This window comes from Arthrobacter sp. Y3223151 (assembly GCF_059091125.1).
The window spans coordinates 202,496-223,835 of sequence record NZ_JBNHGI010000005.1 but is presented as its reverse complement, the minus strand read 5'-3'; the positions used below and the strand labels follow the sequence as shown (position 1 = coordinate 223,835).

Genomic DNA, 21,340 nt, shown 5'->3' with positions numbered 1-21,340 from the left:
AGCAGCGGAACTCAGAAAACTATCCACATCGGAGCCCCTACTACATGACCATCACCTCCACCGAGAAGCCCGGTACCCCGCAGGTCGCCATCAACGACATCGGTACCGCTGAAGACTTCCTCGCAGCCGTCGACGCGACCATCAAGTACTTCAATGATGGCGATCTGGTCGAAGGCACTGTCGTCAAGGTTGACCGCGACGAAGTCCTGCTCGACATCGGTTACAAGACCGAAGGTGTCATCCCCTCCCGCGAGCTTTCCATCAAGCACGACGTCGACCCGGGCGAAGTTGTCTCCGTCGGTGACGAGGTCGAAGCCCTGGTGCTGACCAAGGAAGACAAGGAAGGCCGCCTGATCCTGTCCAAGAAGCGTGCTCAGTACGAGCGCGCCTGGGGCGACATCGAGAAGGTCAAGGAAGAGGACGGCGTTGTTACCGGCACCGTCATCGAGGTTGTTAAGGGTGGCCTGATCCTCGACATCGGCCTGCGCGGCTTCCTGCCCGCCTCCCTCGTCGAGATGCGCCGCGTGCGCGACCTGGCTCCGTACATCGGCCAGCAGATCGAAGCGAAGATCATCGAGCTGGACAAGAACCGCAACAACGTTGTGCTGTCCCGCCGTGCATGGCTCGAGCAGACCCAGTCCGAGGTCCGCTCCACCTTCCTCAACAAGCTGGAGAAGGGCCAGGTCCGTCCGGGCGTCGTCTCCTCCATCGTCAACTTCGGTGCCTTCGTGGACCTGGGCGGCGTCGACGGCCTGGTGCACGTCTCCGAGCTGTCCTGGAAGCACATCGACCACCCGTCCGAGGTCGTCGAGGTTGGCCAGGAAGTCACCGTCGAGGTGCTCGAGGTGGACCTGGACCGCGAGCGCGTGTCCCTGTCCCTGAAGGCCACCCAGGAAGACCCGTGGCAGACCTTCGCCCGCACCCATGCCCTGGGCCAGATCGTCCCGGGCAAGGTCACCAAGCTGGTTCCGTTCGGTGCGTTCGTCCGCGTCGAAGACGGCATCGAGGGCCTGGTCCACATCTCCGAGCTGGCCGTGCGCCACGTGGAGCTGGCCGAGCAGGTTGTGTCCGTCAACGACGAGGTCTTCGTCAAGGTCATCGACATCGACCTGGAACGCCGCCGCATCTCGCTGTCCCTGAAGCAGGCCAACGAGGGCGTCGACCCGGAGGGCTCCGAGTTCGACCCGGCCCTCTACGGCATGGCTGCCGAGTACGACGAGCAGGGCAACTACAAGTACCCGGAGGGCTTCGACCCGGAGACCAACGAGTGGCTCGAAGGCTACGAGGCGCAGCGCGCCGCGTGGGAGCAGCAGTACGCCGACGCCCAGGCGCGGTGGGAAGCCCACAAGAAGCAGGTTGCTGCCTCCATGGCAGAGGAAGCCGAGGCTCCGAGCGAGTCCGAGGCCGCTCCGACCAGCTACTCCTCCGACGCCCCGGCAGCTCCGGCCTCCAGCGGCGGCACCCTGGCTTCCGACGAAGCCCTGGCTGCACTGCGTGAGAAGCTGACCGGCCAGTAACAACGGTTCTCGGCGCCGGGGCAACCCGGCATCGCTGATTGAGGAACCCCCGCACCCCAGGGTGCGGGGGTTCCTGCTGTCTCCGGCGCCTTTTCCGGAGCGCCGGCAGGGCCGTCGCCGCGCGGCCGGTGTCCGTTCGGGGGCCGCTGCGGTCCTTGCCCGGTGCAGGCGTGGGATTTAGGGTGAGGAACGTACGGACACCCACGCAGGCCATTGGCCGGAATGGAGAGAACATGGCAGAAAAAGTCGACATTCACGCCTTGCAGCAATCCACAGTGTGGGACAGCGAGCAGCAGAAACTGGGCGTGGTGGGGCAGGTCCACCAGGATCCGGTGACCGGAACCATCACCTGGCTCACCGTTGGCCTGGGCCTGGCCGACAGCCGCGAAAAGTTCGTCCCGGTCGCCGGAGCCCGCATCGAATCACGCGACGTGTACGTCGCCTACAGCCATGACACCATCAAGGACTCGCCCTCGCCGGACGCATCCGACAGCCTGACCCCGGAGGAAGAGGCCGAGTTGCGCAGGTACTACGGCACTTAGAGCCGCCTAGGCCCGGGCACGGGAGTAGTCGCCGGGCACGCGAGAGCCGCCCCTCAGCGCCGGGTGCTGACGGTGACCGTGAACTTGGAGTTCCTCGCCACCTGCCGGGTAGGCCCCACCAGCCGGTTTAGCGCCGGTTTGTAGGCCAGGTGGCTGTTCCAGACAGTCCACAATTCCCCGGCCGGCCCCAGCACCCGCCCGGCGTCGGCGAAGAGTTTCAGCGCGATGCCCGCGTGCACGGCGTTGCCGATGTGGAACGGCGGGTTGAGCACCACCAGCTGCTCGGAGGCCGCCGGCAGGGAGGACAGCGCATCGTCCCGGTGGACCTGCACGCGGCCCGCCACGCCGTTTGCTGCCGCCGTGGCACGTGCCGACGCGACGGCAGAGGCCGACTGGTCGCTCGCCAGGACCCGCATGCCCGGGCGCGCGAGTGCCAGATAGGCGGCGATGGATCCGTTGCCGCAACCGAGATCGACGGCGCGGTCCGCCGGCCGGGCGCCCGCCAGCAAGGGCAGCAGGAACCGGGTCCCGGGATCCAGCTTGGGCCCGCCGAAGGTGCCGCCGAAGGCAAGCAGCCGCAGCGGAACCGGCAGCCCGACGTCGTGCTCTTCCGCCAGGGGAAAGCGCCCGCCCGTCGCCGGCAAGGGACCCGTGGCCGTCAGCACGCGTGCCTTCTGCCGCGCCAGCCCCGCAGTCACGGAGGAGAAGGAGGCGCCGAGCACGGAGTTCATCGCCGTTGTCATGTGCTTGACGCGCCCGCCGGCCAGAACAGTGACGCCCGGCGAGGCGGCCGCCGCGATGCAGCCGGCGATCTCCTCCAGCGCATCGAGCGCGCGGGGCAACTGCAGCAGCACGAGCCCTGCGCCGTCGAACGCCGCCGGTTCCAGCAGGCAATTCCGGTAGCCCGCCAGTCCCATCCGCGCGGCGTTGTGGGCCAGGGCCCGCTCGGAACTGAGCGGGTCCTGGACCACGCGCATGCCCTGCTTGCCGGCCGCCGCGAGGGCCAGCGTGAGCGCCCCGTAGTGGTCGTTGACGACCGTGATCCGGCTGCCGTCCACGCCGTCCAACAGGGGCGCGGCGGTGTCCAGCAGCAACCTGTCCGCCGCGTCGTAGGCGAAGAGGTTGTCCGCCTCCACATCCGGCCAGCGCCGGAGCTCCGAAAAATCGAACGCGGGCCGCTCAGTCAAGGTCCACCCATTCCGTGCCCAGCGGTTCCGCGGCCGGACCACCCGAGGTCAGCGCGGCAAGCTGCTCCTCAAACCGGGAAATGACCGCCGGTTCGTCGTCGATCGCCAGGCTGATCCGGACCCCGTCGGCTCCGTACTCGCTGCCAAGCACCACCGTGCCGCCCGCGCGCAGGTCATTTTCCAAACGCCCGGCGTGGGCATGCGCCGCCGGCACCGCGAACAGGCGCATCCGGCGCCGCCGGACCAGCGGCGCGGCCGCCACGGCCTGCGACACCGACTCCGAATAGGCCCGCACCAGTCCTCCGGCTCCCAGCAGGATCCCCCCGAAATAGCGGACGACGACGGCTTCGACGTCGCTGAGGTCCGTCACCCCGGGCGCCGTCTCGCGTTTGAGCAGGGCCTCCAGCATGGGAGCCCCAGCCGTACCGGCGGGCTCGCCGTCGTCGTTGGAGCGCTGGACGCCCCGGTCCGGCCCCAGCAGGAAGGCACTGCAGTGGTGCCGGGCGTCGTGGAATTCGCGGCGCAGCTCCGCGACCAGGCCGCGGGCCTCTTGCTCCGTTTCCACCCGCCGCAGCACCGTGATGAACCTCGAGCGTTTGATTTCGATCTCGTGCCGGTGCTCGCCGGCTACGGTGGTGTAGCTGCTGCCGGGGAACGGGGGAACCATAGGTTCCAGCCTAGTGTGCCGCCCGGGGTCCCTTGTCCGGCGGGCGCGAGCGTGCCTAGTCTGGGTGGCACAGGGCCGCGCCCGCGGGGCGGCCGGAGAACGCAACGAACGGCGGAACCATGGCGAAAAACCAACCGGAATTCGACCCGCGCGTTTCAGGCGGCAAGGGCCACGGCCCGGCCGCGCCTGAGGGCGTCAACGAAGGCCGGGCATCGGCCGACCAAGGCGACTCGGCCAACCCTGATCCCGAAAGCCAGAACATCACCGGGCTGGAACCAGGCGGTGGCGTTCCGCCCGGAGAAACTCCGCCCGCCGAAGACCAGATGAGCGCCGACCAAGGGCACGAGGAGTAGCGGGCCCGGGCACCAAAGCCCGCAGCGCCGCCGGGCACGCGGTGGCACGGTGCCTGTCCGCGTGCTGGCTAGACTAAGGCCGTGCTCAGAATCGGACTCACCGGCGGCATCGCCGCCGGAAAATCGCTGGCTGCCCGGCGGCTGGCCGAGCTCGGCGCCACCCTCATCGACGCCGACGCCATCGCCCGGGAAGTGGTAGAGCCCGGCACCGACGGCCTGCGAGCCGTCGTCGACGCGTTCGGCCCCGGCATCCTCACGGCCGACGGCCGGCTTGACCGGCCGGCGCTCGGCGCCCTGGTCTTCAACGATCCCGCGCACCGCGAGCGCCTGAATGGGATCGTGCACCCGCTGGTGCGCGCCACGGCGGCGGCGCGGGCGGCCGCGGCGGGCAAGGGCGCCATCCTGGTCCAAGACATCCCGCTGCTGGTGGAAACCGGGCAGAGCCCCTCCTTCCATCTGGTGCTGGTGATCGATGCGCCCGAAGACGAGCGGCTGCGGCGCATGGTCGAGGACCGCGGCATGAGCGAAACCGACGCCCGCTCCCGTGTCGCCGCCCAGGCCTCCACGGCGGAACGCCGGGCCGCCGCCGACGTCGTGCTGGAAAACAACGGCACCCGGGAGGAATTGTTAGCGGCGCTGGAGGCGCTCTGGGCGGAACGCCTGCTGCCCTTCAACCGGAACCTCTTGGCCGGACGGCTGGCTCCGCGCACCGGCCCGCCCGTCCTGCTCGACCCCCAGCCGGAGTGGCCGGCGCAGGCAGCCCTGCTCGCGGCGCGGCTCAGCCGCGCCGACCCGCGCATCCTTGCCGTCGACCACGTGGGTTCGACCGCCGTTCCGGGGCTGCCGGCCAAGGACGTGCTGGACCTGCAGGTGACCGTGGGGAGCCTGGACGACGCCGACTGCGCCGCGGACGCCCTGGCGGCCGCCGGCTTCCCGCGCTGGCCGGGTACCTGGCGGGACACCCCGAGGCCACAGCATCCGGAGCCGGGGGACTGGCAGAAAAGACTGCACGGCAACGCCGACCCGGGCCGTGCCGTCAACGTCCACATCCGGGAAGCCGGTTCCCCGGGGTGGCGCTACGCCCTGCTGTTCCGGGACTGGCTGCGGGCCAACCCCGGTGCGGCCGCGGCGTATCTGGCCGAGAAACGTCGGCTCGCCGGCCTGCATGCGTCCGACCCCTCGACCGGCGGCTACGCCCGTGCGAAGGAAGACTGGTTCAGCCGGACGGCCGATCCGCAGATGAACGAGTGGGCCCGGGACACCGGGTGGAAACCGCCCGCCGTCGGCAGCTAGCGCCGGCGGCCTCACCCCGCGGACGGGGCGAACTGGCTCGCGGTGAACACGGCGCCCTGCGGGTCCCGGACCAGGGCATCCCGGGTCCAGTCGGACGTGGTGTGGCCGAGCACCGTCCCGCCCCGGCGTTCAACGTCGGCGGCGGTCTCGTCGCGGTCGGCGACCGTGAACGCCACGTGCCAGTGTGCCGTCTCGCCGGGCTGCAGGCCCGTGAGCCACCCGATGGCATCGGCGAATTCCGGCGGGACGTTGATGCCCGACTGGCGCTCGTGGATGCCGGGATCACTGGTCGCCTGCAGGTGGTCGCCATAGCCGGGGACGCGAATCATGCTGCCGAAACCGACGTCGTCGAACTGCCAGCCGAAGACCTCTCCGTAGAAGGCCGACGCTGCGGCGGGATCGGCGGCGTGCAGGTCGCTGAAGTTCCAGGCGCCGGGCATGTTGACCGCCTGGGCGCCCGGCCGGTTCCGCGCCTGCCAAAGCCGGAACGGGACGCCGGCCGGATCCGCACACAGCGTCGCCCGGCCGCCGTCACCGGCGTCGGCCGGGCCGGAGAGCACCTGACCGCCCGCGGAGCGGATCCTCTCCGCCGCCGCCTCCGAGTCCAGGACGGCGACGTACGTGTTCCACGCGGGGGTGGCGCCCGCAGTGCCCTCGCCAAGGCCGGCAACGTCCCGGCCGTCGAGCCTGGCGATCACATAGCGCGGAGATACCCCCGGCGGAGTGGCCTCGGCGAAGGTCCAGCCAAAGATCCCGCCGTAGAAGTCCTTGGCCGCCTCAAGGTCGCGGTGTTCGACGTCGATCCACGACGTCACACCCTCGGGATAGGTTCGGACCAGGTCCATGGCGTGCCTTCCGTTCGTCGCCGGCTGCATCCACACATCTACCGCACGCGGCGGGTACCGGGCAACGGTCAGCGGGCAAGGGGCGGGCCGATCCGCTACCGACGTTAGGCCCAGAGCGATTCCGGACCCACCCTGACCGCAATCGGGTCTACCGTTAACGTCATGAGTCTTGCGCAGGACATCAAACGCGTTGTGGCGCCCTTCGAAGTCGTCAGCGAATTCCAGCCCGCCGGCGACCAGCCGGCCGCCATCGCGGAACTGACCGAACGGATCCAGGCGGGCGAGAAGGACGTCGTGCTGCTCGGTGCCACCGGCACCGGCAAGTCCGCGACCACCGCCTGGCTGGTAGAAAAGGTGCAGCGGCCCACCCTGGTGCTGGTGCAAAACAAGACCCTGGCCGCGCAGCTGGCCAACGAGTTCCGCGAGCTGCTGCCCAACAACGCCGTGGAGTACTTCGTCTCCTATTACGACTACTACCAGCCGGAAGCCTACGTGGCACAGACGGATACTTTTATCGAGAAGGACTCCTCCATCAATGAGGAAGTCGAACGTTTGCGCCACTCTGCCACCAACGCGCTGCTGACCCGGCGCGACGTCATCGTGGTGGCCACCGTGTCCTGCATCTACGGTCTGGGCACGCCGGAAGAATACATCGCGGGCATGGTCACGCTCCGTAAGGGCGCGGAAATGAACCGGGATGACATGCTGCGCCGGTTCGTCGCCATGCAATATGCCCGCAACGACATCGACTTCCACCGGGGCACGTTCCGGGTCCGGGGCGATACCGTGGAGATCATTCCGATGTACGAGGAACTGGCCGTGCGGATCGAGTTCTTCGGGGACGAAATCGAGAATATCCAGACGCTGCATCCCGTTACCGGGGAGATCATCCGCGAAGAGACTGAAATGTACGTCTTCCCGGCGTCGCACTATGTGGCCGGTGAGGACCGGATGAGCCGGGCGATCAGGGACATCGAGGACGAACTGCGCGACCGGCTGCAGGTCCTTGAGTCGCAGAACAAGCTGGTGGAGGCGCAACGGCTCCGGATGCGTACCACCTATGACCTCGAAATGATGCAGCAGATGGGGTTCTGCAACGGCATCGAGAATTACTCGCGGCATATCGACGGCCGCGGTCCGGGCACCGCGCCGCACTGCCTGCTGGATTACTTCCCGGACGATTTCCTGCTGGTGATCGACGAATCGCACGTGACCGTGCCTCAGATCGGCGCGATGTACGAGGGTGACATGTCCCGCAAGCGCAACCTGGTGGACTACGGTTTCCGGCTGCCGTCCGCGATGGACAACCGGCCGCTGAAGTGGGACGAGTTCCTGGAGCGGATCGGCCAGACCGTCTACCTCTCCGCCACGCCGGGCAAGTACGAGCTGTCCAAGTCCGACGGCTATGTCCAGCAGATCATCCGGCCCACGGGCCTGGTGGACCCCGAGGTCATCGTCAAGCCGACCAAGGGCCAGATCGACGACCTGCTGGGCGAGATCAACGCGCGCGTGGAACGCAACGAACGCGTCCTGGTCACCACGCTGACCAAGCGGATGGCCGAGGACCTCACCGACTACCTGAACGAGCACGGCGTGAAGGTCCAGTACCTGCACTCCGACGTGGACACCCTTCGCCGGGTGGAACTGCTCCGCGAGCTGCGGATGGGCACGTTCGACGTGCTGGTGGGCATCAACCTGCTGCGCGAGGGCCTGGACCTGCCGGAGGTCTCGCTGGTCGCCATCCTGGACGCGGACAAGGAAGGCTTCCTGCGCAGCAGCACCTCGCTGATCCAGACCATCGGCCGTGCCGCCCGCAACGTGTCGGGGCAGGTGCACATGTACGCGGACAAGATCACCGACTCCATGGCCAAGGCGATCGAGGAAACGAACCGCCGCCGGGAGATCCAGGTCGCGCACAACAAGAAACACGGGGTGGACCCGCAGCCGCTGCGGAAGCGGATCGCCGACATCACCGACCAACTGGCCCGCGAGGACGCCGACACCCAGCAACTGCTGAAGGAGTTCGACTACGGCAAGGGCAAGCGGGGGTTGTCCGCCGCCGTGCCCAAGGACAAGATCCGCCGCGACGGACTGGCTGCGGCGCCGGCCGAGGATTTGGGCGAGCTGATCGCCCAGATGACGGAGCAGATGCACGCCGCCGCGGCGGAGCTGCAGTTCGAGCTGGCTGCCCGGCTGCGCGATGAGGTTTCGGACCTGAAGAAGGACCTGCGGCAGATGCGCGCCGCGGGCCACGCCTAAGCCCTCCGCAGCTGCCGCACGGACTTCCGGCGGTGAAACGACGACGGCGGTGCGCGCCCGCCGTCGTCGGGCGCACCTACGCTACACTTGACCGAGCGTAGGGGAGTATCCCGAACACTGTGGACGTCAACACGCGGGGCATCGACGCCCCGCCGGGCACAGTGGCCTGGCCGCAGAGCGGCAGGCGGAGAGACTTGCGGCGAACACTCGCACCCGCGCACCGCACCCGCGCGGCATCTTCTGTGAAAGGCAAGGTTCCGTGTCGGACCAATTATCGCTGCCCTTTGAGATCACGTCCTTCGTGGTCCTGGGCGTCATCCTGCTGTTTGACCTGCTGTACGTGGTTAAGCGGCCGCACGAGCCGTCGATGAAAGAGGCCGGCCTCTGGGTCGGATTCTACGTCACACTGGCGCTGATCTTCGCAGGCGTGCTGTTCTGGCAGGCCGGCCCCGACTACGGCCAGGAATTCGTGGCCGGCTGGATCACCGAGTACAGCCTCAGCGTGGACAACCTGTTCGTCTTCATCATCATCATGGCCAGGTTCTCCGTGCCGAGGAAGTACCAGCAGGAAGTGCTGATGTTCGGCATTATCATCGCGCTGATCCTGCGGGGCATCTTCATCCTGCTGGGCGCGACGCTGATCGCCCAGTTCAGCTGGGTGTTCTACATCTTCGGAGCGTTCCTGCTCTGGACCGCCTGGAAGCAGGCAACAGACTCGGGCGAGGACGAAGAAGAGGGCTCCGAGTCCGGGCTGATTTCCCGGCTGACCAAGAAGCTGCCGGTCAGCGAGCACTACGACGGCAACAAGCTGCGCACCACGGTGGACGGCAAGCGTCTGTTCACCCCCATGGTCATGGTTTTCATCACCATCGGCATGACCGACCTGTTGTTCGCGGTTGACTCCATCCCGGCGATCTTCGGCCTCACCCAGAGCGCGTTCATCGTCTTCACGGCAAACATCTTCGCGCTGATGGGCCTGCGCCAGCTGTACTTCCTGCTGGGCGGCCTGATGGACCGCCTGGTCTACCTCAAGCACGGGCTGTCGGTCATCCTGGCCTTCATCGGCGTGAAGCTGATCTTCCACGCGCTGCACGAGAACGAGTTGCCGTTCATCAACGGCGGCCAGCACGTCGAGTGGGTCCCGGAGATCAGCACCCAGCTGTCGCTCGGCGTGATCATCGGCACCCTGGTGGTCGCCACGGTGGCCAGCCTGCTCAGCCCGGCGGGCCGCCAGGCAGCCATCGATGCGCGGCTGGCAAAGGACGCCGAGCGCGCCAGGGCCGACGGCGAGGCCGCCGAGTCCGACGCCGAGCCCGCCCGGTCGAACGCGGAGCGCGTCCAGGCGGAGGCCGAGCCGGCACGCTCGGACGCCGGGCGCGTCCAGTCGGATGCCGAGCGCGGCAAGTCCGACACCGAGTAACGGCGGTTTAACCGGTTGCAGGTCGACTAGGCTCGGCGTGTGACCCAGCAACCAGACGCGGCGCTGAACGCAGACCCTCGCACGAGGGCCGTTCAGCGCCGCGTCGTTGTTTCCCTGTCCCTGGCCCAGCTGTTCAGCGGCTTGGGCCACGGCGCCGGGCTGGCCATCGGCTCGCTGCTGGCCGTGGAACTCACCGGCAGCGAGGCCCTGGCGGGAACGTCTACGATGGCGATAGCCTTGGCGGGCGCGCTGGCGGCCCTGCCGTTGGCCAGTGTCGCCGCCCGTTCCGGACGCCGGCGGGCGCTGGTCACCGGCCTGCTGCTGGCCCTGCTGGGTTCGGCGCTGATGGCGCTGGCACCGGTCACCGGATCATTTGCGGTGCTGCTGGTAGGCTCCGCCCTCCTGGGGGTCGGCAACGCGGCCAACCTGCAGGCCCGTTTCGCGGCGGTGGACCTGGCCGTGCCACAGCATCGCGGCCGGGACCTGGCCTTCGTGGTCTGGTCCATCACGGTCGGTGCCGTGACCGGCCCCAACCTGATCCGCCCGGGCGCCGAATTGGGTGCCGCGCTCGGGTTGCCCGAGTCCTCCGGACCCTTCCTGTTCTCGATGGCGGGCATGGCCATCGGCGCCGCGCTGCTGCTGGTGGGCCTGCGGCCGGACCCGTTGGGCTATGCGCGTGCACGCGGCAGCGGGGGCGCCCTGCCGGTCAACCGCCGCGGAACCCTGCGGACGGGCGTGGCGGCGATCCGGCACCAACCTATGGCCGCGCTCGGATTGGCGGCCGTGGTGGGCGCCCAACTGGTGATGGTAGCGGTGATGTCCATGACGCCGGTGCACCTGCAGGCGCTGGACCATGCGGGCGGGCACCAGCACAGCCAGACGGACACGTTCGCCATCATCGGCTTTACCATCTCGCTGCATCTGGCCGGCATGTACGCACTGTCGCCGCTGATGGGCTGGCTGACCGACCGGCTGGGACGCACCCGAACCATCGTGGCCGGTCAGCTGGTCCTCCTGGCCGCGACGGCGCTGGCCGGGTTGGGACAGCAGGACACGTGGCTGGTGGGTGCCGGTCTGGTGTTGCTGGGCCTGGGGTGGTCGGCCTCGGTGATTGCCGGCTCCACACTTTTGGCCGAGTCGGTGCCGGAATCCGGCCGCGTGCCGGCGCAGGGCCTGTCCGACACACTCATGGGCGCCGCGGGGGCCCTGGGGGCAGCCCTGTCGGGTCCGCTGCTGGCCGCCCTGGGGTTCGCCGGCCTGAACGCGGCGGCCGCCGTCGTTGCGGGCATCTTGCTGGCGATGGCTTTCGCCGCCCGCGGCGGGGGCGTCCCGGCAGGCGTGGGTGCCGGCGGCAGGAGCCCGTCGTGAGCCGCCGGCAGGTCTTGGCCGCAGGAGCCGTGGTGTCGATCCTCCTGTCGGGCTGCGGTGACGAGGGCGTCCCCGCATCCTTCGGTGCCGTCAAAACGGGTCCGGGTAACGCGGTCCTGCTGGTGAATCCCGACAGCGGCCGGGAGAACTTCGAGATGGAGGCCGGCTTCGAGGGCACCGTCGAGCTGTCGGCGGAGAATTGCGTCATCGGTAGGGACACCTCGGACCGGGAGGTCATGCTGGTGTTTCCGGCCGACGCCGCCTTCGGCCAGGGGCGGGAACTGCTGACCGTGGAAGTCGAAGGCCGGTCTCTGGCGATCGGCGGACCGGTATTCTTCGGCGGGGGAACCCTCCGGCAGGACCAACTCGACCGTCTCACCGAGAGCGCGCCCGAGGGATGCCTGCGGAGCGAAAACTTTTACGTACAGACGATCGGGTAAACCCTTTCCGCGCCTTGCGGAGCCGTGATGGTGGGCGGCTAGTCCCGGATCATGCCGAGCAGGCGTCGGAAGACGGCCTCGCCGTCGTCGGCAATGCCGTCATGATGGAACTCACCGGTTTCCCAGACCTGCAGCCCCTTCACCTGCGCGGCCGTTTCCAGCGACAGGCCGCGCTCCACATAGATATCGTCGCGGTAGACGGCCGCGGCGGCGGGGACACTGTTCCCCGCCAGCCGGTCGGGGTCGTAGAGGGCCGGCCAATCCGACTTCGCCGCCAGCAGCTCGGCCACCTCCCGCAGCGGAACCAGGGCCGGGTCCTGCTCGAAGTACCAGGGATAGACCATCTCGCCGGTGAGCAGCGGCTCGTCCGCCTCCGGGGCGAACTGCGGGAAGTCCCGGAGCACGCGCCACGCGGCCCAGCCGGTCGCTTCGCCCTGGGCATAGATGGATTCGTGCATCAGGGCATAGAGCGGGTTGGACGCACGGCTCGCCAGCGCGGAGACCTGCTCCAGGAAGGCATCCGAGAGCCGCTGGCCGGACGGTGTCGGGACGAAGGCGTCCTCCAGCAGGTAGTGCAGGGCGTCGATCCGGGTGTTGCCGCCCAAAAACGACCCGGCCATCTGGAACCGGCCGGTGGTCAGGCGCTCGCCGGACGGCAGGTATTCGGGCACCGCTTCAAGGTGCCGTGCGACGGCGGTGACCCGGGCCCGGTCTTCCGGGTAGCGGGCGAAGTATTCGCGGTTGCGTGCTTCCACCCGGGGAAACGTGGCCCGGTAGACCTGCTCGGCTCCTCCCGCCAGCGGGGCCAGGCCGCCGGTGATCAGCACTTCCCGCAGCCCCTCGGGTGCGAGGGAGAGGTAGGTCAGCGCACAGAAGCCGCCGTAGCTCTGCCCGAAGACGCTCCACGGTCCGCTGCCGAGTTCCTGCCGGATCAGCTCGGCATCGCGCACGATCGAGTCCGCACGGAAATGTGCCAGGAACGCCGCCTGCGCCGCCGCGTCGCCGCGCATCGGCAGCGTCTGTCGGTTCACGGGGGAGGAGAGGCCGGTGCCGCGCTGGTCCAGCATGAGGATGCGGAAGGTCTTGGCCGCCTCCTTCATCCAGCCGGACAACGACGTCACCCGGTTGCCGCGGCCGCCTGGCCCGCCCTGCAGGAACAGCAGCCACGGCAGCCGTGCCGCGGCGCCGTCGTCGTGTTCCAGCGAGGAATACTCGCGGGCGAAAATTTCGAGGGTTTCGCCGTCCGGATCCGCATGGTCGAGCGGCACGTCGAAGAAATACCCGGCCGTCCTCATGCCGCGGATGCGGTGCGTTCCGGTCACCCGGTGTCCGGTCACGGGTTCACCCGGCCGGCACCCGAGCCGAACGAGGCGAGGGCGTCGCCGGCCAGCCGGAACGTCGACCATTCCTCCTGGGGGCGGGCGCCGAGGCTGCGGTAGAAGTCGATGGACGGGCGGTTCCAGTTCAGTACCGCCCACTCCACCCGGGCGTACCCGGACGCCACCGCGTGGCTGGCCAGCGTCTGCAGCAGGGCCTTGCCGTACCCCCGTCCGCGGGCCTCGGGCCGGACATACAGGTCCTCCAAGTAGATGCCGTGCACACCCTCCCACGTGGAAAAGTTCCGGAACCAGAGGGCGAAACCCTGCACGCCGCCGTCGTCTTCCGCGACGTGCGCGAAGACCGACGGCCGGGCGGAAAACAGGGCGTCCTGCAGCTGTTCCGGCGTGGTTTTGACCGCGTCCGGTTCCTTCTCGTACACGGCCAGGTCGCGGATCAGGTCGAGGATGACGGGGACATCGGCTTCGTCGGCCGGGCGGATCACAGACATGACAAAAGCCTAGCGTCCCGGAGCGCGCGCTACGGCTTGAGCACCACCTTGATGCAGCCGTCGTCCTTCTTCTGGAATTTCTCGTACATCTCCGGGGCCTGGTCCAGCGGGGCCGTGTGCGTGACCAGGTCGCCGACGCCGAGCGGATCTGCCGGATCGGCCGCCAGCGGCAGCACGTCGTCGATCCAGCGCCGGACGTTGCACTGGCCCATCCGCAGCGTCACCTGCTTGTCGAAGAGCGTAAGCATCGGCATGGGGTCCGCCTGGCCGGCGTAGACCCCGGACAGCGAGATGGTGCCGCCGCGGGCCACGGCGTCGATCGCCGCGTGCAGGACGGAGAGGCGGTCGAGCCCTGCCGTCGACATCAGCTTCCTGGCCACGGGGTCGGGGAGGAGCCCGACGGCGAATTGTGCGGTGGCCGCCGCGGTCGCGCCGTGCGCCTCCATGCCGACGGCGTCGACCACCGACTCCGGACCGCGGCCTTGGGTCGCGTCGCGCAGTTCGTCGGCGATCTTTGGTCCCCACACCAAGGTCTCGATGCCGTGCCTGCGGGCCATGTCCAGCCGCTCCGGAACGAGGTCGATCCCGATCACGCGGTGGCCCAGGTGGCGGCCGATGCGGGCGGCGAACTGGCCGACCGGCCCGAGCCCGAAAACTGCCAGCGTGCCGCCGTCGGGAACCTGGGCGTAGGCCACTGCCTGCCACGCGGTCGGGAGGATGTCGGAGAGGAACAGGTATTGCTCGTCCGGCGCCTGGCTGTCCTCGATCTTGATGGGGCCGTAGTCCGCGTGCGGGACGCGCAGGAACTCGGCCTGCCCGCCCGGAACCGAGCCGTAGAGCTCGGTGTAGCCGAACAGTGCGGCGCCTGAACCCTTGTCCCTGACCTGCGTGGTTTCGCACTGCGACTGCAACCCCCGGCTGCACATATGGCAGCGCCCGCACGCGATGTTGAAGGGGACCACCACCCGGTCGCCGGGCTTGAGCCCCGGCACGGCGCTGCCGGTCTCCTCGACGATCCCCATGGGTTCATGGCCCAGGACGTCGCCGGGCGCCAGGAACGGGCCGAACAGCTCGTAGAGGTGCAGGTCGGACCCGCAGATGGCGGTGGAGGTGACCCTGATGATGGCGTCGGTGGGTTCCCGCAGCACCGGGTCCGGGACCTGCTCGACGCTCAGCTTCCGTTTGCCTTGCCAGGTCAGTGCTTTCACGATTGTCCCCCCTGTCGCGCCGCCCGGGGGAGCGCAGGCCGCGCCCCGCGGAAGGTAAGTGTGCTTACCACCCTAGGGTTGCTGCCAACCGCCCGCAAGCGGACGCCGCCGGCGTCAGCCGCCGGCCGGGCCGACGTCGAGAATCCGGACCGCGGCCGCTCCCGTCTCGTTGCTGGCGGCCAGGTCCACCTCGGCGCTGATGCCCCAGTCCCGGTTGCCGGCGGGGTCATCGAAGATCTGCCGCACCTTCCAGACGGCCGGCTGCTCCTCGATGATCAGCAGCGCCGGTCCGCGCGCATCGGGCCCGATGCCGAGGTCGTCGTACTCCTCGTAGTAGGCATCCATCGCGTCCGCCCAGCGGTCGGCGTCCCAGCCCGCATCGGCATCCAGAGCACCGAGTTCCTCTTCCTGCTCCTCGGCGAACAGCTCCACCCGGCGGAACAACTCGTTGCGCACCATGACACGGAAGGCCCGGATGTTGTCGGTCAGCTTCGGCGGCTCCTGCGTGAACACCGACTCGGCGGCGTGCTCGGCCGCCAGATCCGCGGCGCCCTTGCCCGCGGCGAGTTCTTCCCACTCGTCCAGCAGGCTGGAGTCGACCTGCCGCACCAGCTCGCCCAGCCAGGCGATGATGTCGGCCAGATCCTCGCGCAGGGCCTCGGCCGGGACGGTCTGCCGCAGCGCCTTGTAGCCGTCGGTGAGATAGCGGAGCACTATGCCCTCGCTGCGGGCCAGCCCGTAAAACTGCACGAACTCGCCGAAATTCATCGCCCGCTCGTACATGTCACGGATCACCGACTTCGGCGCGAGTTCGAAGTCGCCCAGCCAGGGCGCACCGTGGCGGTAGGTCTCGAACGCGGCCTCGAGCAGTTCGGCCAGCGGCTGCGGGTAGGTGACCTCGTCCAGCAGGGCCATCCGCTGGTCGTATTCGATGCCGTCGGCCTTCATCGCAGCCACGGCTTCGCCGCGTGCCTTCTTCTCCTGCGCGGACAGGATCTGGCGGGGCTTCTCGAGCGTGGCCTCGATGATGGAGACCACGTCCAGTGCGTAGCCGCCGTCTTCGGGGTCCAGCAGGTCCAGGCTGGCCACGGCGAACGGGGAAAGCGGTTGGTTCAGCGCGAAATTCGGCTGCAGCTCCACCTTCAGCCGGACGAGGTGCCCGTTCTCGTCCGGCGCGTCCAGGCGTTCCACCAGGCCGGAAACCACCAGTTCCCGGTAAATGCCCAGTGCCTTCTTGATCAGCTTCAGCTGGGACGAGCGTGTTTCGTGGTTGCGCGTCAGCAGCCGTTTGGCGGCGGCGAACGGGTCCCCGGGGCGCTCCAGAATGTTCAGCAGCATCGCGTGGCTGATGGTGAAGCTGGACGTCAGCGGTTCGGGTTCGCTCTCCACCAGCTTGTGGAAGGTGGGTTCGCCCCAGCTCACGAAGCCGGTCGGCGGCTTCTTCTTCACCACCTGGCGCAGCTTTTTCTGGTCATCGCCGAACTTGGCCACCGCCTTGGCCATGGCCTTGGTGTTCTCCACCACGTGTTCCGGGGCCTGCACGACGACGGTACCCGCCGTGTCATAGCCGGCCCGGCCCGCGCGACCGGCGATCTGATGGAATTCGCGAGCATTGAGCAGGCGGGTGCGCACGCCGTCGTACTTGCTCAGGGCGGTCAGCAGCACGGTGCGGATGGGCACGTTGATGCCCACCCCCAGGGTGTCGGTGCCGCAGATGACCTTCAGCAGGCCGGCCTGCGCCAACTGCTCCACGAGCCGGCGGTATTTGGGCAGCATGCCCGCGTGGTGGACACCAATGCCGTGCCGGACCAGGCGGTTAAGGGTCTTGCCGAAGCCGGCCGCGAACCGGAAACCGGAGATCAGTTCCGCGATTCGGTCCTTCTCCTCGCGGGTGCAGACGTTGATGCTCATGAGGTTCTGGGCACGCTCTATGGCTTCCAACTGGCTGAAGTGCACCACGTAGACGGGAACCTGCCTGGTGGTGAGCAGTTCCTCCAGCGACTCCTGCACGCTGGTCTGCACATAGTAGTAATGCAGCGGAATGGGGCGTTCGGCCGAACTGACGGTGACCGTCGCCCTGTCGGTGAGGTCGGTGAGTTCCTTTTCGAACCGGGTCACGTCGCCCAGCGTCGCGGACATCAGCAGGAACTGCGCCTGCGGCAGTTCCAGCAGCGGCACCTGCCAGGCCCAGCCGCGCTGCGGGTCGGAGTAGTAGTGGAACTCGTCCATGACCACCGTGCCAAGGTCCGCGGCGGAGCCCTCGCGCAATGCGATGTTGGCCAGGATCTCGGCGGTGCAGCAGATAATCGGGGCGTCCTGGTTGACCGCCGAGTCGCCGGTGACCATGCCGACGTTCTCCGGTCCGAAGATGTCGCACAGGGCGAAGAACTTCTCCGACACGAGCGCCTTGATGGGTGCCGTGTAATAGCTGACCGTCCCGGTGGACATGGCGTGGAAGTGGGCCGCGATCGCGACCAACGACTTCCCCGACCCGGTGGGGGTGGCCAGGATGACGTTGTTGCCGGTGACCAGTTCCATGACGGCCTCGTCCTGGGCAGGGTAGAGCGACATGCCACGGGATTCGACCCACTCGGTGAACCAGGTGTAGACGTCGTCGGGATCTGAGGCAGTGCCGGTGCCCGGCAGGAGCTGGAGAAGATTCATGTTGTTTCCAGCTTATGCGGTGGGCGAGCCGCGCCGTGCGGGCACCCAGCGGTGCGCAGCCCCGGCGGGAGCGTGGCGTAACGTACTGCCCATGCACTGGGACCCGCAGAAGTATGTGGAATTCGCCGGCTACCGCGACCGGCCGTTCTTTGACCTGACCGGAAGGATCGCCGCCGACGATCCCGCGGTGGTGGTGGATCTGGGCTGCGGCCCGGGCGGCCTGACGGCGGCGCTCGCCGACCGCTGGCCCGCCGCCAGCGTCACCGGGGTGGATTCCTCGCCCGAGATGATTCGGCAGGCGCAGCAGCAGCACACCTCAGCCAGGTTATCGTTCGTGACCGGGGATATCCGGACCTGGACCCCTCCGGCGGAGCTGGATGTGCTGGTGTCCAACGCCGCGCTGCAGTGGGTGCCCGGGCACCAGGACCTCATGCGTTCCTGGCTGCGCGCCATGAAGCCCGGCAGTTGGCTCGCCGTGCAGGTACCCGGCAACTTTGCCGCGCCGTCGCACGCGCTCATGCGTGCGCTCGCCGGCTCGCCGCGGTGGCACCGCCGGCTGGACGGGGTGCTTCGCCACGAGGACGCGGTCTCCGAACCCGAGGACTACCTCAAGCTGTTATCGGACGAAGGCTGTGACCCGGACGTCTGGGAAACGACCTACCAGCAGTTGCTCCACGGGCCGGATCCGGTGCTGGAGTGGGTCAGGGGGACCGGCTTGCGCCCCGTCCTGGCCGCCCTGCCGGCGGCAGAAGCGGCCAAGTTCGAAGCCGAGTACGCAACGCTGCTGCGCGACGCCTACCCGGAATCCGAAGACGGAACCGTGTTCGGATTCCGCCGGATCTTCGCGGTGGGGCGCAAGCTCGGCTGAACCTGGCCGCCGGTTGCGCGCTGGACGTACCCCGCCTCAGGGCGTGGGCGTTCCGCCGTTGACGTTCAGCGTCTCGCCGGAAACGTAGCTCGACTCCGGCGAGGCCAGGTAGACGTAGGCCGGCGCCAGTTCGGTGGGCTGCCCCGCGCGGCCGAGCGGCACGTTCTTGCCGAACTCCGGCAGCTTTTCCTTCGGCTGTCCCGCGCTGACCTGCAGCGGGGTCCAGAAGGGGCCGGGGGCTACGGCGTTGACCCGTATGCCGCGGCTTGCCAGCTGCTGCGCCAGACCCTTGGTGAAGTTGTTGATGGCCGCCTTGGTGGAGGCGTAGTCCAGCAGGACCGGCGAGGGGTTGTAGGCCTGGACCGACGTCGTGTTGATGATCGTCGAGCCGGGCGGCATGTGCGGCACGGCGGCCTTGGTGATCCAAAACATGGCAAAGACATTCGTGCGGAACGTGTCCTCGAACTGTTCGTCGCTGATGTCTTCGATCTTCTCGACAGCGATCTGGCGCCCCGCGTTGTTGACCAGGATGTCCAGCCCGCCCAACTGTTCCACCGCCTTGGCGACCAGTTCGCGGGACGCCTCGGCATCGGAGATATCGCCCGGAAGCAGCACCGCCTTCCGGCCATCCTGCTCGATGACCGAGGCGACGTGTCGCGCGTCGGATTCCTCGTCCGGGAGGTAGGAGAGGGCGACGTCGGCTCCCTCGCGGGCGAATCCGATGGCGACGGCGGCGCCGATGCCGGAGTCCGCTCCCGTGATCAGGGCCTTGCGGCCGGTCAGCCTGCCGGTGCCGCGGTACGACTCTTCGCCCCGGTCGGTCTCGGGCTCCAGCTCTTGGTCCAGCCCGGGCTCCGGCTGGCTCTGTTTGGGCGGCGAGATGCTGGGAAATCGGTCTACCGGATTCTGGAAGGTGTACTGATCCGTCATGTCTGGCTCCCTTCTAGCGGCCGCTGCGAAGGCTCCGCCAACACTTGGTGCTCCACTCGATGGAAGGCGAGGCCGGGGCGGCCGGTATGGTCAGTATGCTGATCGTATTGCCACCCTACGCTGTCGCGCATCGGGTCGTACAGCCGGGCAACTGTCGGTCCTCCCGTGAGGATTCCGAAGCTCGAAGGGTCAGCCGACGGCGAACCGAGACCCTAAGGTCAGCAAGCTTTCTACTTGGCCCGCGGCGGGGTAGTCTGACTGGACCTGTAGGAAAACCTGAACCGAAAGAGGTGCTGATATGGGTATGGGCGACAAGTTCGATGCTGCGAAGGACAAGGTGACCGGCAAGGTCAACGAAGCCGTCGGCGAGGCAAGGGATGATAAGTCCCAGCAGCTGAAGGGCAAGGGCCAGCAGGTCGAGGGCGAGGCCAAGGACAAGATGGCCGACGCGAAGGCCCACCTGAATGAGGACGCCGACCGTGTTGCCGACGACACCGAAGGCGGCGCCAGGCGCTGATCCGGTTCCTTTGTCACAGAGCCCCCGTGAGCCGCTGGTTCACGGGGGCTCCGTGGCTTAAAGCGGTGCCCGGCGGCCAAGGGGATGGGCGCAAATCCGACGTCCGAGGCGGGGGAGGCGCCGGCCGCCCTTCAATTCCCCCGCCCCCTGTGGTAATTGTAAGTAACCTTATAAATCGGCTTGGCGTGCTCGTCCCTGCTGGCTGGACGGTGCGCGAAGCGGCTCGAACTACCTGAAGGGACTGATATCCGTGACAACCGCAAGGGAAATCATGACCGGTGGTGTTGAATGCATCGGAGAGAACGAGACGCTGGAGCTGGCGGCGCAAAAAATGCGCGACCTCGACGTGGGGTCGTTGCCCATATGCGGTGAGGACAACAGGCTTAAGGGAATGGTCACCGACCGCGACATTGTGGTCAAGTGCCTGGCCGACGGGCGGGATCCGCGCGAGGTGAAAGCGGGCGAACTGGGCCAGGGCAAGCCGGTGACGATCGGCGCGGATGACAGCATCGAAGAGGCCATTAAAACCATGCAGGACCATCAGGTGCGCCGGCTGCCGGTGATCGATGGACATGATCTAGTGGGAATACTCAGCCAGGCCGATGTCGCCCGCAACTATCCGGAAGACCGGGTGGGTGAACTGGTCGAGTTCATCTCCTACTGATCCCGGCGGCCGAGATGTCGGAGCAGTTGCCGGAGGCGTATGCCAAGTACCTGGCCGGATGTGAGCCCACCCAGGCCGACGCGATCCTGCCGGTGCTGAAGCAATCGGCTGCCGAGGGCGATCGCGGCGTGCTGGTGCGCTTCCTCCCCAATGAAGTGCAAGCCATGGCGACCGAGGAGGTCCCGTTCGGAACCATCCGGGAAGAACGCTACGACGAATAATCATCCTGCCGCGCCGGCGGACGGGTGCCCGGGGTGCCAACGCCATCCCGGGCTGCCGCCTGTCAAGACTCAGGCGTAAAATTAATCGTGCCGGCGCGATAATAAAGTCATTCGTTGCCGGAGGGGGGAAGCGCTTGTAAGCTCGCAGCAGTTGGGGCCGAATCGGCTCCCGGGCTATCTGGAGGCTGCGCATGGACAGGTCCGATGCCGGTCGGTATGCAGGGGGTTCTATTGGGTTGGGGCGGAACTGATGCGGCACCGCCATCTGTCACCCGCCGACGAATTTCCCATGGATCTGGCTCCCCTCGGCGACCCCGAACTGCTGGCGCTGTACGGGAGGGCCATGCGCCAGCTCGAGCGGGAAAGCATCCAGTTCGGCGCGGCCGATCCCGAGACCGAGTTCCGCCTGGAGGAGCTGCGCGTCGAACTCGACCGGCGCGACAGCAGGGACGCGCTGCAGGCCAGCAAGCGGCGGGTCCGCGGCCTGTACGGCAAACCAGGGGGCGAACCGCCGGACTCGCTGTACGACGGCACCAGCTAGGTCTGCCC

21 protein-coding genes are annotated in these 21,340 nt (G+C 68.1%); 13 read left to right on the top strand and 8 right to left on the bottom strand.

Annotated elements, in window-relative coordinates; genetic code table 11:
• The first annotated feature begins 44 nt into the window (after window positions 1-44).
• Both rpsA and AC5RUP_RS10020 read left to right on the top strand, forming a co-directional pair.
• A complete protein-coding gene (gene rpsA / locus AC5RUP_RS10025) occupies window positions 45-1,517 on the top strand; it encodes a 30S ribosomal protein S1 (protein ID WP_493980210.1) in 1,473 nt (490 codons plus the stop codon).
• A 233-nt stretch (window positions 1,518-1,750) separates the two neighbouring features.
• Window positions 1,751-2,059, top strand: coding sequence for a PRC-barrel domain-containing protein (locus AC5RUP_RS10020; protein WP_494154062.1), 309 nt, complete (start codon window positions 1,751-1,753; stop codon window positions 2,057-2,059).
• A 53-nt stretch (window positions 2,060-2,112) separates the two neighbouring features.
• On the opposite strand, the gene AC5RUP_RS10015 is transcribed toward AC5RUP_RS10020, so the two are convergent.
• Window positions 2,113-3,246 (bottom strand): class I SAM-dependent methyltransferase, encoded by a 1,134-nt coding sequence (locus AC5RUP_RS10015; protein ID WP_494154061.1) that lies wholly within the window; start codon window positions 3,244-3,246, stop codon window positions 2,113-2,115.
• Entirely contained in the window at window positions 3,239-3,913 is a 675-nt protein-coding gene (locus AC5RUP_RS10010) for an IMPACT family protein (RefSeq protein WP_494154060.1), read from the bottom strand. Before AC5RUP_RS10010 ends, AC5RUP_RS10015 begins: the two co-directional genes overlap by 8 nt.
• 119 nt (window positions 3,914-4,032) lie before the next feature.
• Between AC5RUP_RS10010 and AC5RUP_RS10005 the strand changes: the two genes are divergently transcribed.
• Window positions 4,033-4,266, top strand: coding sequence for a DUF6480 family protein (locus AC5RUP_RS10005; protein WP_494154059.1), 234 nt, complete (start codon window positions 4,033-4,035; stop codon window positions 4,264-4,266).
• Between the two features lie 81 nt (window positions 4,267-4,347).
• On the top strand, window positions 4,348-5,559 hold the full coding sequence (coaE, locus tag AC5RUP_RS10000; RefSeq protein WP_494158507.1) for a dephospho-CoA kinase: 1,212 nt from the start codon (window positions 4,348-4,350) through the stop codon (window positions 5,557-5,559).
• 11 nt (window positions 5,560-5,570) lie between these two features.
• On the opposite strand, the gene AC5RUP_RS09995 is transcribed toward coaE, so the two are convergent.
• Window positions 5,571-6,404 (bottom strand): VOC family protein, encoded by an 834-nt coding sequence (locus AC5RUP_RS09995; protein ID WP_494154126.1) that lies wholly within the window; start codon window positions 6,402-6,404, stop codon window positions 5,571-5,573.
• Window positions 6,405-6,566: 162 nt separating this feature from the next.
• Between AC5RUP_RS09995 and uvrB the strand changes: the two genes are divergently transcribed.
• The 4 genes from uvrB (at window position 6,567) to AC5RUP_RS09975 (ending at window position 11,891) form a co-directional block, all read left to right on the top strand.
• Entirely contained in the window at window positions 6,567-8,663 is a 2,097-nt protein-coding gene (gene uvrB, locus AC5RUP_RS09990; RefSeq protein ID WP_494023150.1) for an excinuclease ABC subunit UvrB, read from the top strand.
• A gap of 259 nt (window positions 8,664-8,922) precedes the next feature.
• Window positions 8,923-10,083 (top strand): TerC family protein, encoded by a 1,161-nt coding sequence (locus AC5RUP_RS09985; RefSeq protein ID WP_494158506.1) that lies wholly within the window; start codon window positions 8,923-8,925, stop codon window positions 10,081-10,083.
• Window positions 10,084-10,122: 39 nt separating this feature from the next.
• Complete coding sequence (locus AC5RUP_RS09980) at window positions 10,123-11,451, top strand: MFS transporter (protein ID WP_494158505.1); 1,329 nt, start codon at window positions 10,123-10,125, stop codon at window positions 11,449-11,451.
• Entirely contained in the window at window positions 11,448-11,891 is a 444-nt protein-coding gene (locus AC5RUP_RS09975; protein ID WP_494153702.1) for a hypothetical protein, read from the top strand. The genes AC5RUP_RS09980 and AC5RUP_RS09975 overlap by 4 nt, the downstream gene beginning before the upstream one ends.
• Window positions 11,892-11,929: 38 nt before the next feature.
• Here AC5RUP_RS09975 and AC5RUP_RS09970 read toward each other — a convergent pair whose 3' ends face one another.
• From AC5RUP_RS09970 to AC5RUP_RS09955, 4 genes are all read right to left on the bottom strand, one after another.
• On the bottom strand, window positions 11,930-13,186 hold the full coding sequence (locus tag AC5RUP_RS09970; RefSeq protein ID WP_494153705.1) for an alpha/beta fold hydrolase: 1,257 nt from the start codon (window positions 13,184-13,186) through the stop codon (window positions 11,930-11,932).
• A 38-nt stretch (window positions 13,187-13,224) separates the two neighbouring features.
• Window positions 13,225-13,719 carry a GNAT family N-acetyltransferase gene (locus tag AC5RUP_RS09965; RefSeq protein ID WP_494153701.1) on the bottom strand — a complete coding sequence of 165 codons (495 nt, stop codon included), beginning with the start codon at window positions 13,717-13,719 and terminating at the stop codon, window positions 13,225-13,227.
• 29 nt (window positions 13,720-13,748) lie between these two features.
• Window positions 13,749-14,927 carry a zinc-dependent alcohol dehydrogenase gene (locus AC5RUP_RS09960; RefSeq protein WP_494153700.1) on the bottom strand — a complete coding sequence of 393 codons (1,179 nt, stop codon included), beginning with the start codon at window positions 14,925-14,927 and terminating at the stop codon, window positions 13,749-13,751.
• Window positions 14,928-15,041: 114 nt separating this feature from the next.
• Window positions 15,042-17,591 carry a DEAD/DEAH box helicase gene (locus AC5RUP_RS09955; protein ID WP_494153699.1) on the bottom strand — a complete coding sequence of 850 codons (2,550 nt, stop codon included), beginning with the start codon at window positions 17,589-17,591 and terminating at the stop codon, window positions 15,042-15,044.
• A 91-nt stretch (window positions 17,592-17,682) separates the two neighbouring features.
• Here AC5RUP_RS09955 and AC5RUP_RS09950 point away from each other — a divergent pair, with 91 nt between their 5' ends.
• Window positions 17,683-18,459 carry a trans-aconitate 2-methyltransferase gene (locus AC5RUP_RS09950; RefSeq protein WP_494153704.1) on the top strand — a complete coding sequence of 259 codons (777 nt, stop codon included), beginning with the start codon at window positions 17,683-17,685 and terminating at the stop codon, window positions 18,457-18,459.
• A 36-nt stretch (window positions 18,460-18,495) separates the two neighbouring features.
• Here AC5RUP_RS09950 and AC5RUP_RS09945 read toward each other — a convergent pair whose 3' ends face one another.
• Complete coding sequence (locus AC5RUP_RS09945) at window positions 18,496-19,389, bottom strand: glucose 1-dehydrogenase (protein WP_494153698.1); 894 nt, start codon at window positions 19,387-19,389, stop codon at window positions 18,496-18,498.
• Between the two features lie 298 nt (window positions 19,390-19,687).
• Between AC5RUP_RS09945 and AC5RUP_RS09940 the strand changes: the two genes are divergently transcribed.
• From AC5RUP_RS09940 to AC5RUP_RS09925, 4 genes are all read left to right on the top strand, one after another.
• Complete coding sequence (locus AC5RUP_RS09940) at window positions 19,688-19,906, top strand: CsbD family protein (RefSeq protein WP_494153697.1); 219 nt, start codon at window positions 19,688-19,690, stop codon at window positions 19,904-19,906.
• A 250-nt stretch (window positions 19,907-20,156) separates the two neighbouring features.
• Window positions 20,157-20,570 carry a CBS domain-containing protein gene (locus tag AC5RUP_RS09935; protein ID WP_494067750.1) on the top strand — a complete coding sequence of 138 codons (414 nt, stop codon included), beginning with the start codon at window positions 20,157-20,159 and terminating at the stop codon, window positions 20,568-20,570.
• Window positions 20,571-20,584: 14 nt separating this feature from the next.
• Window positions 20,585-20,791, top strand: coding sequence for a hypothetical protein (locus tag AC5RUP_RS09930; protein WP_494091591.1), 207 nt, complete (start codon window positions 20,585-20,587; stop codon window positions 20,789-20,791).
• Window positions 20,792-21,080: 289 nt separating this feature from the next.
• Window positions 21,081-21,332: a hypothetical protein gene (locus AC5RUP_RS09925; RefSeq protein WP_493999630.1), complete on the top strand. Its 252-nt coding sequence runs from the start codon at window positions 21,081-21,083 to the stop codon at window positions 21,330-21,332.
• Window positions 21,333-21,340 lie beyond the last annotated feature (8 nt).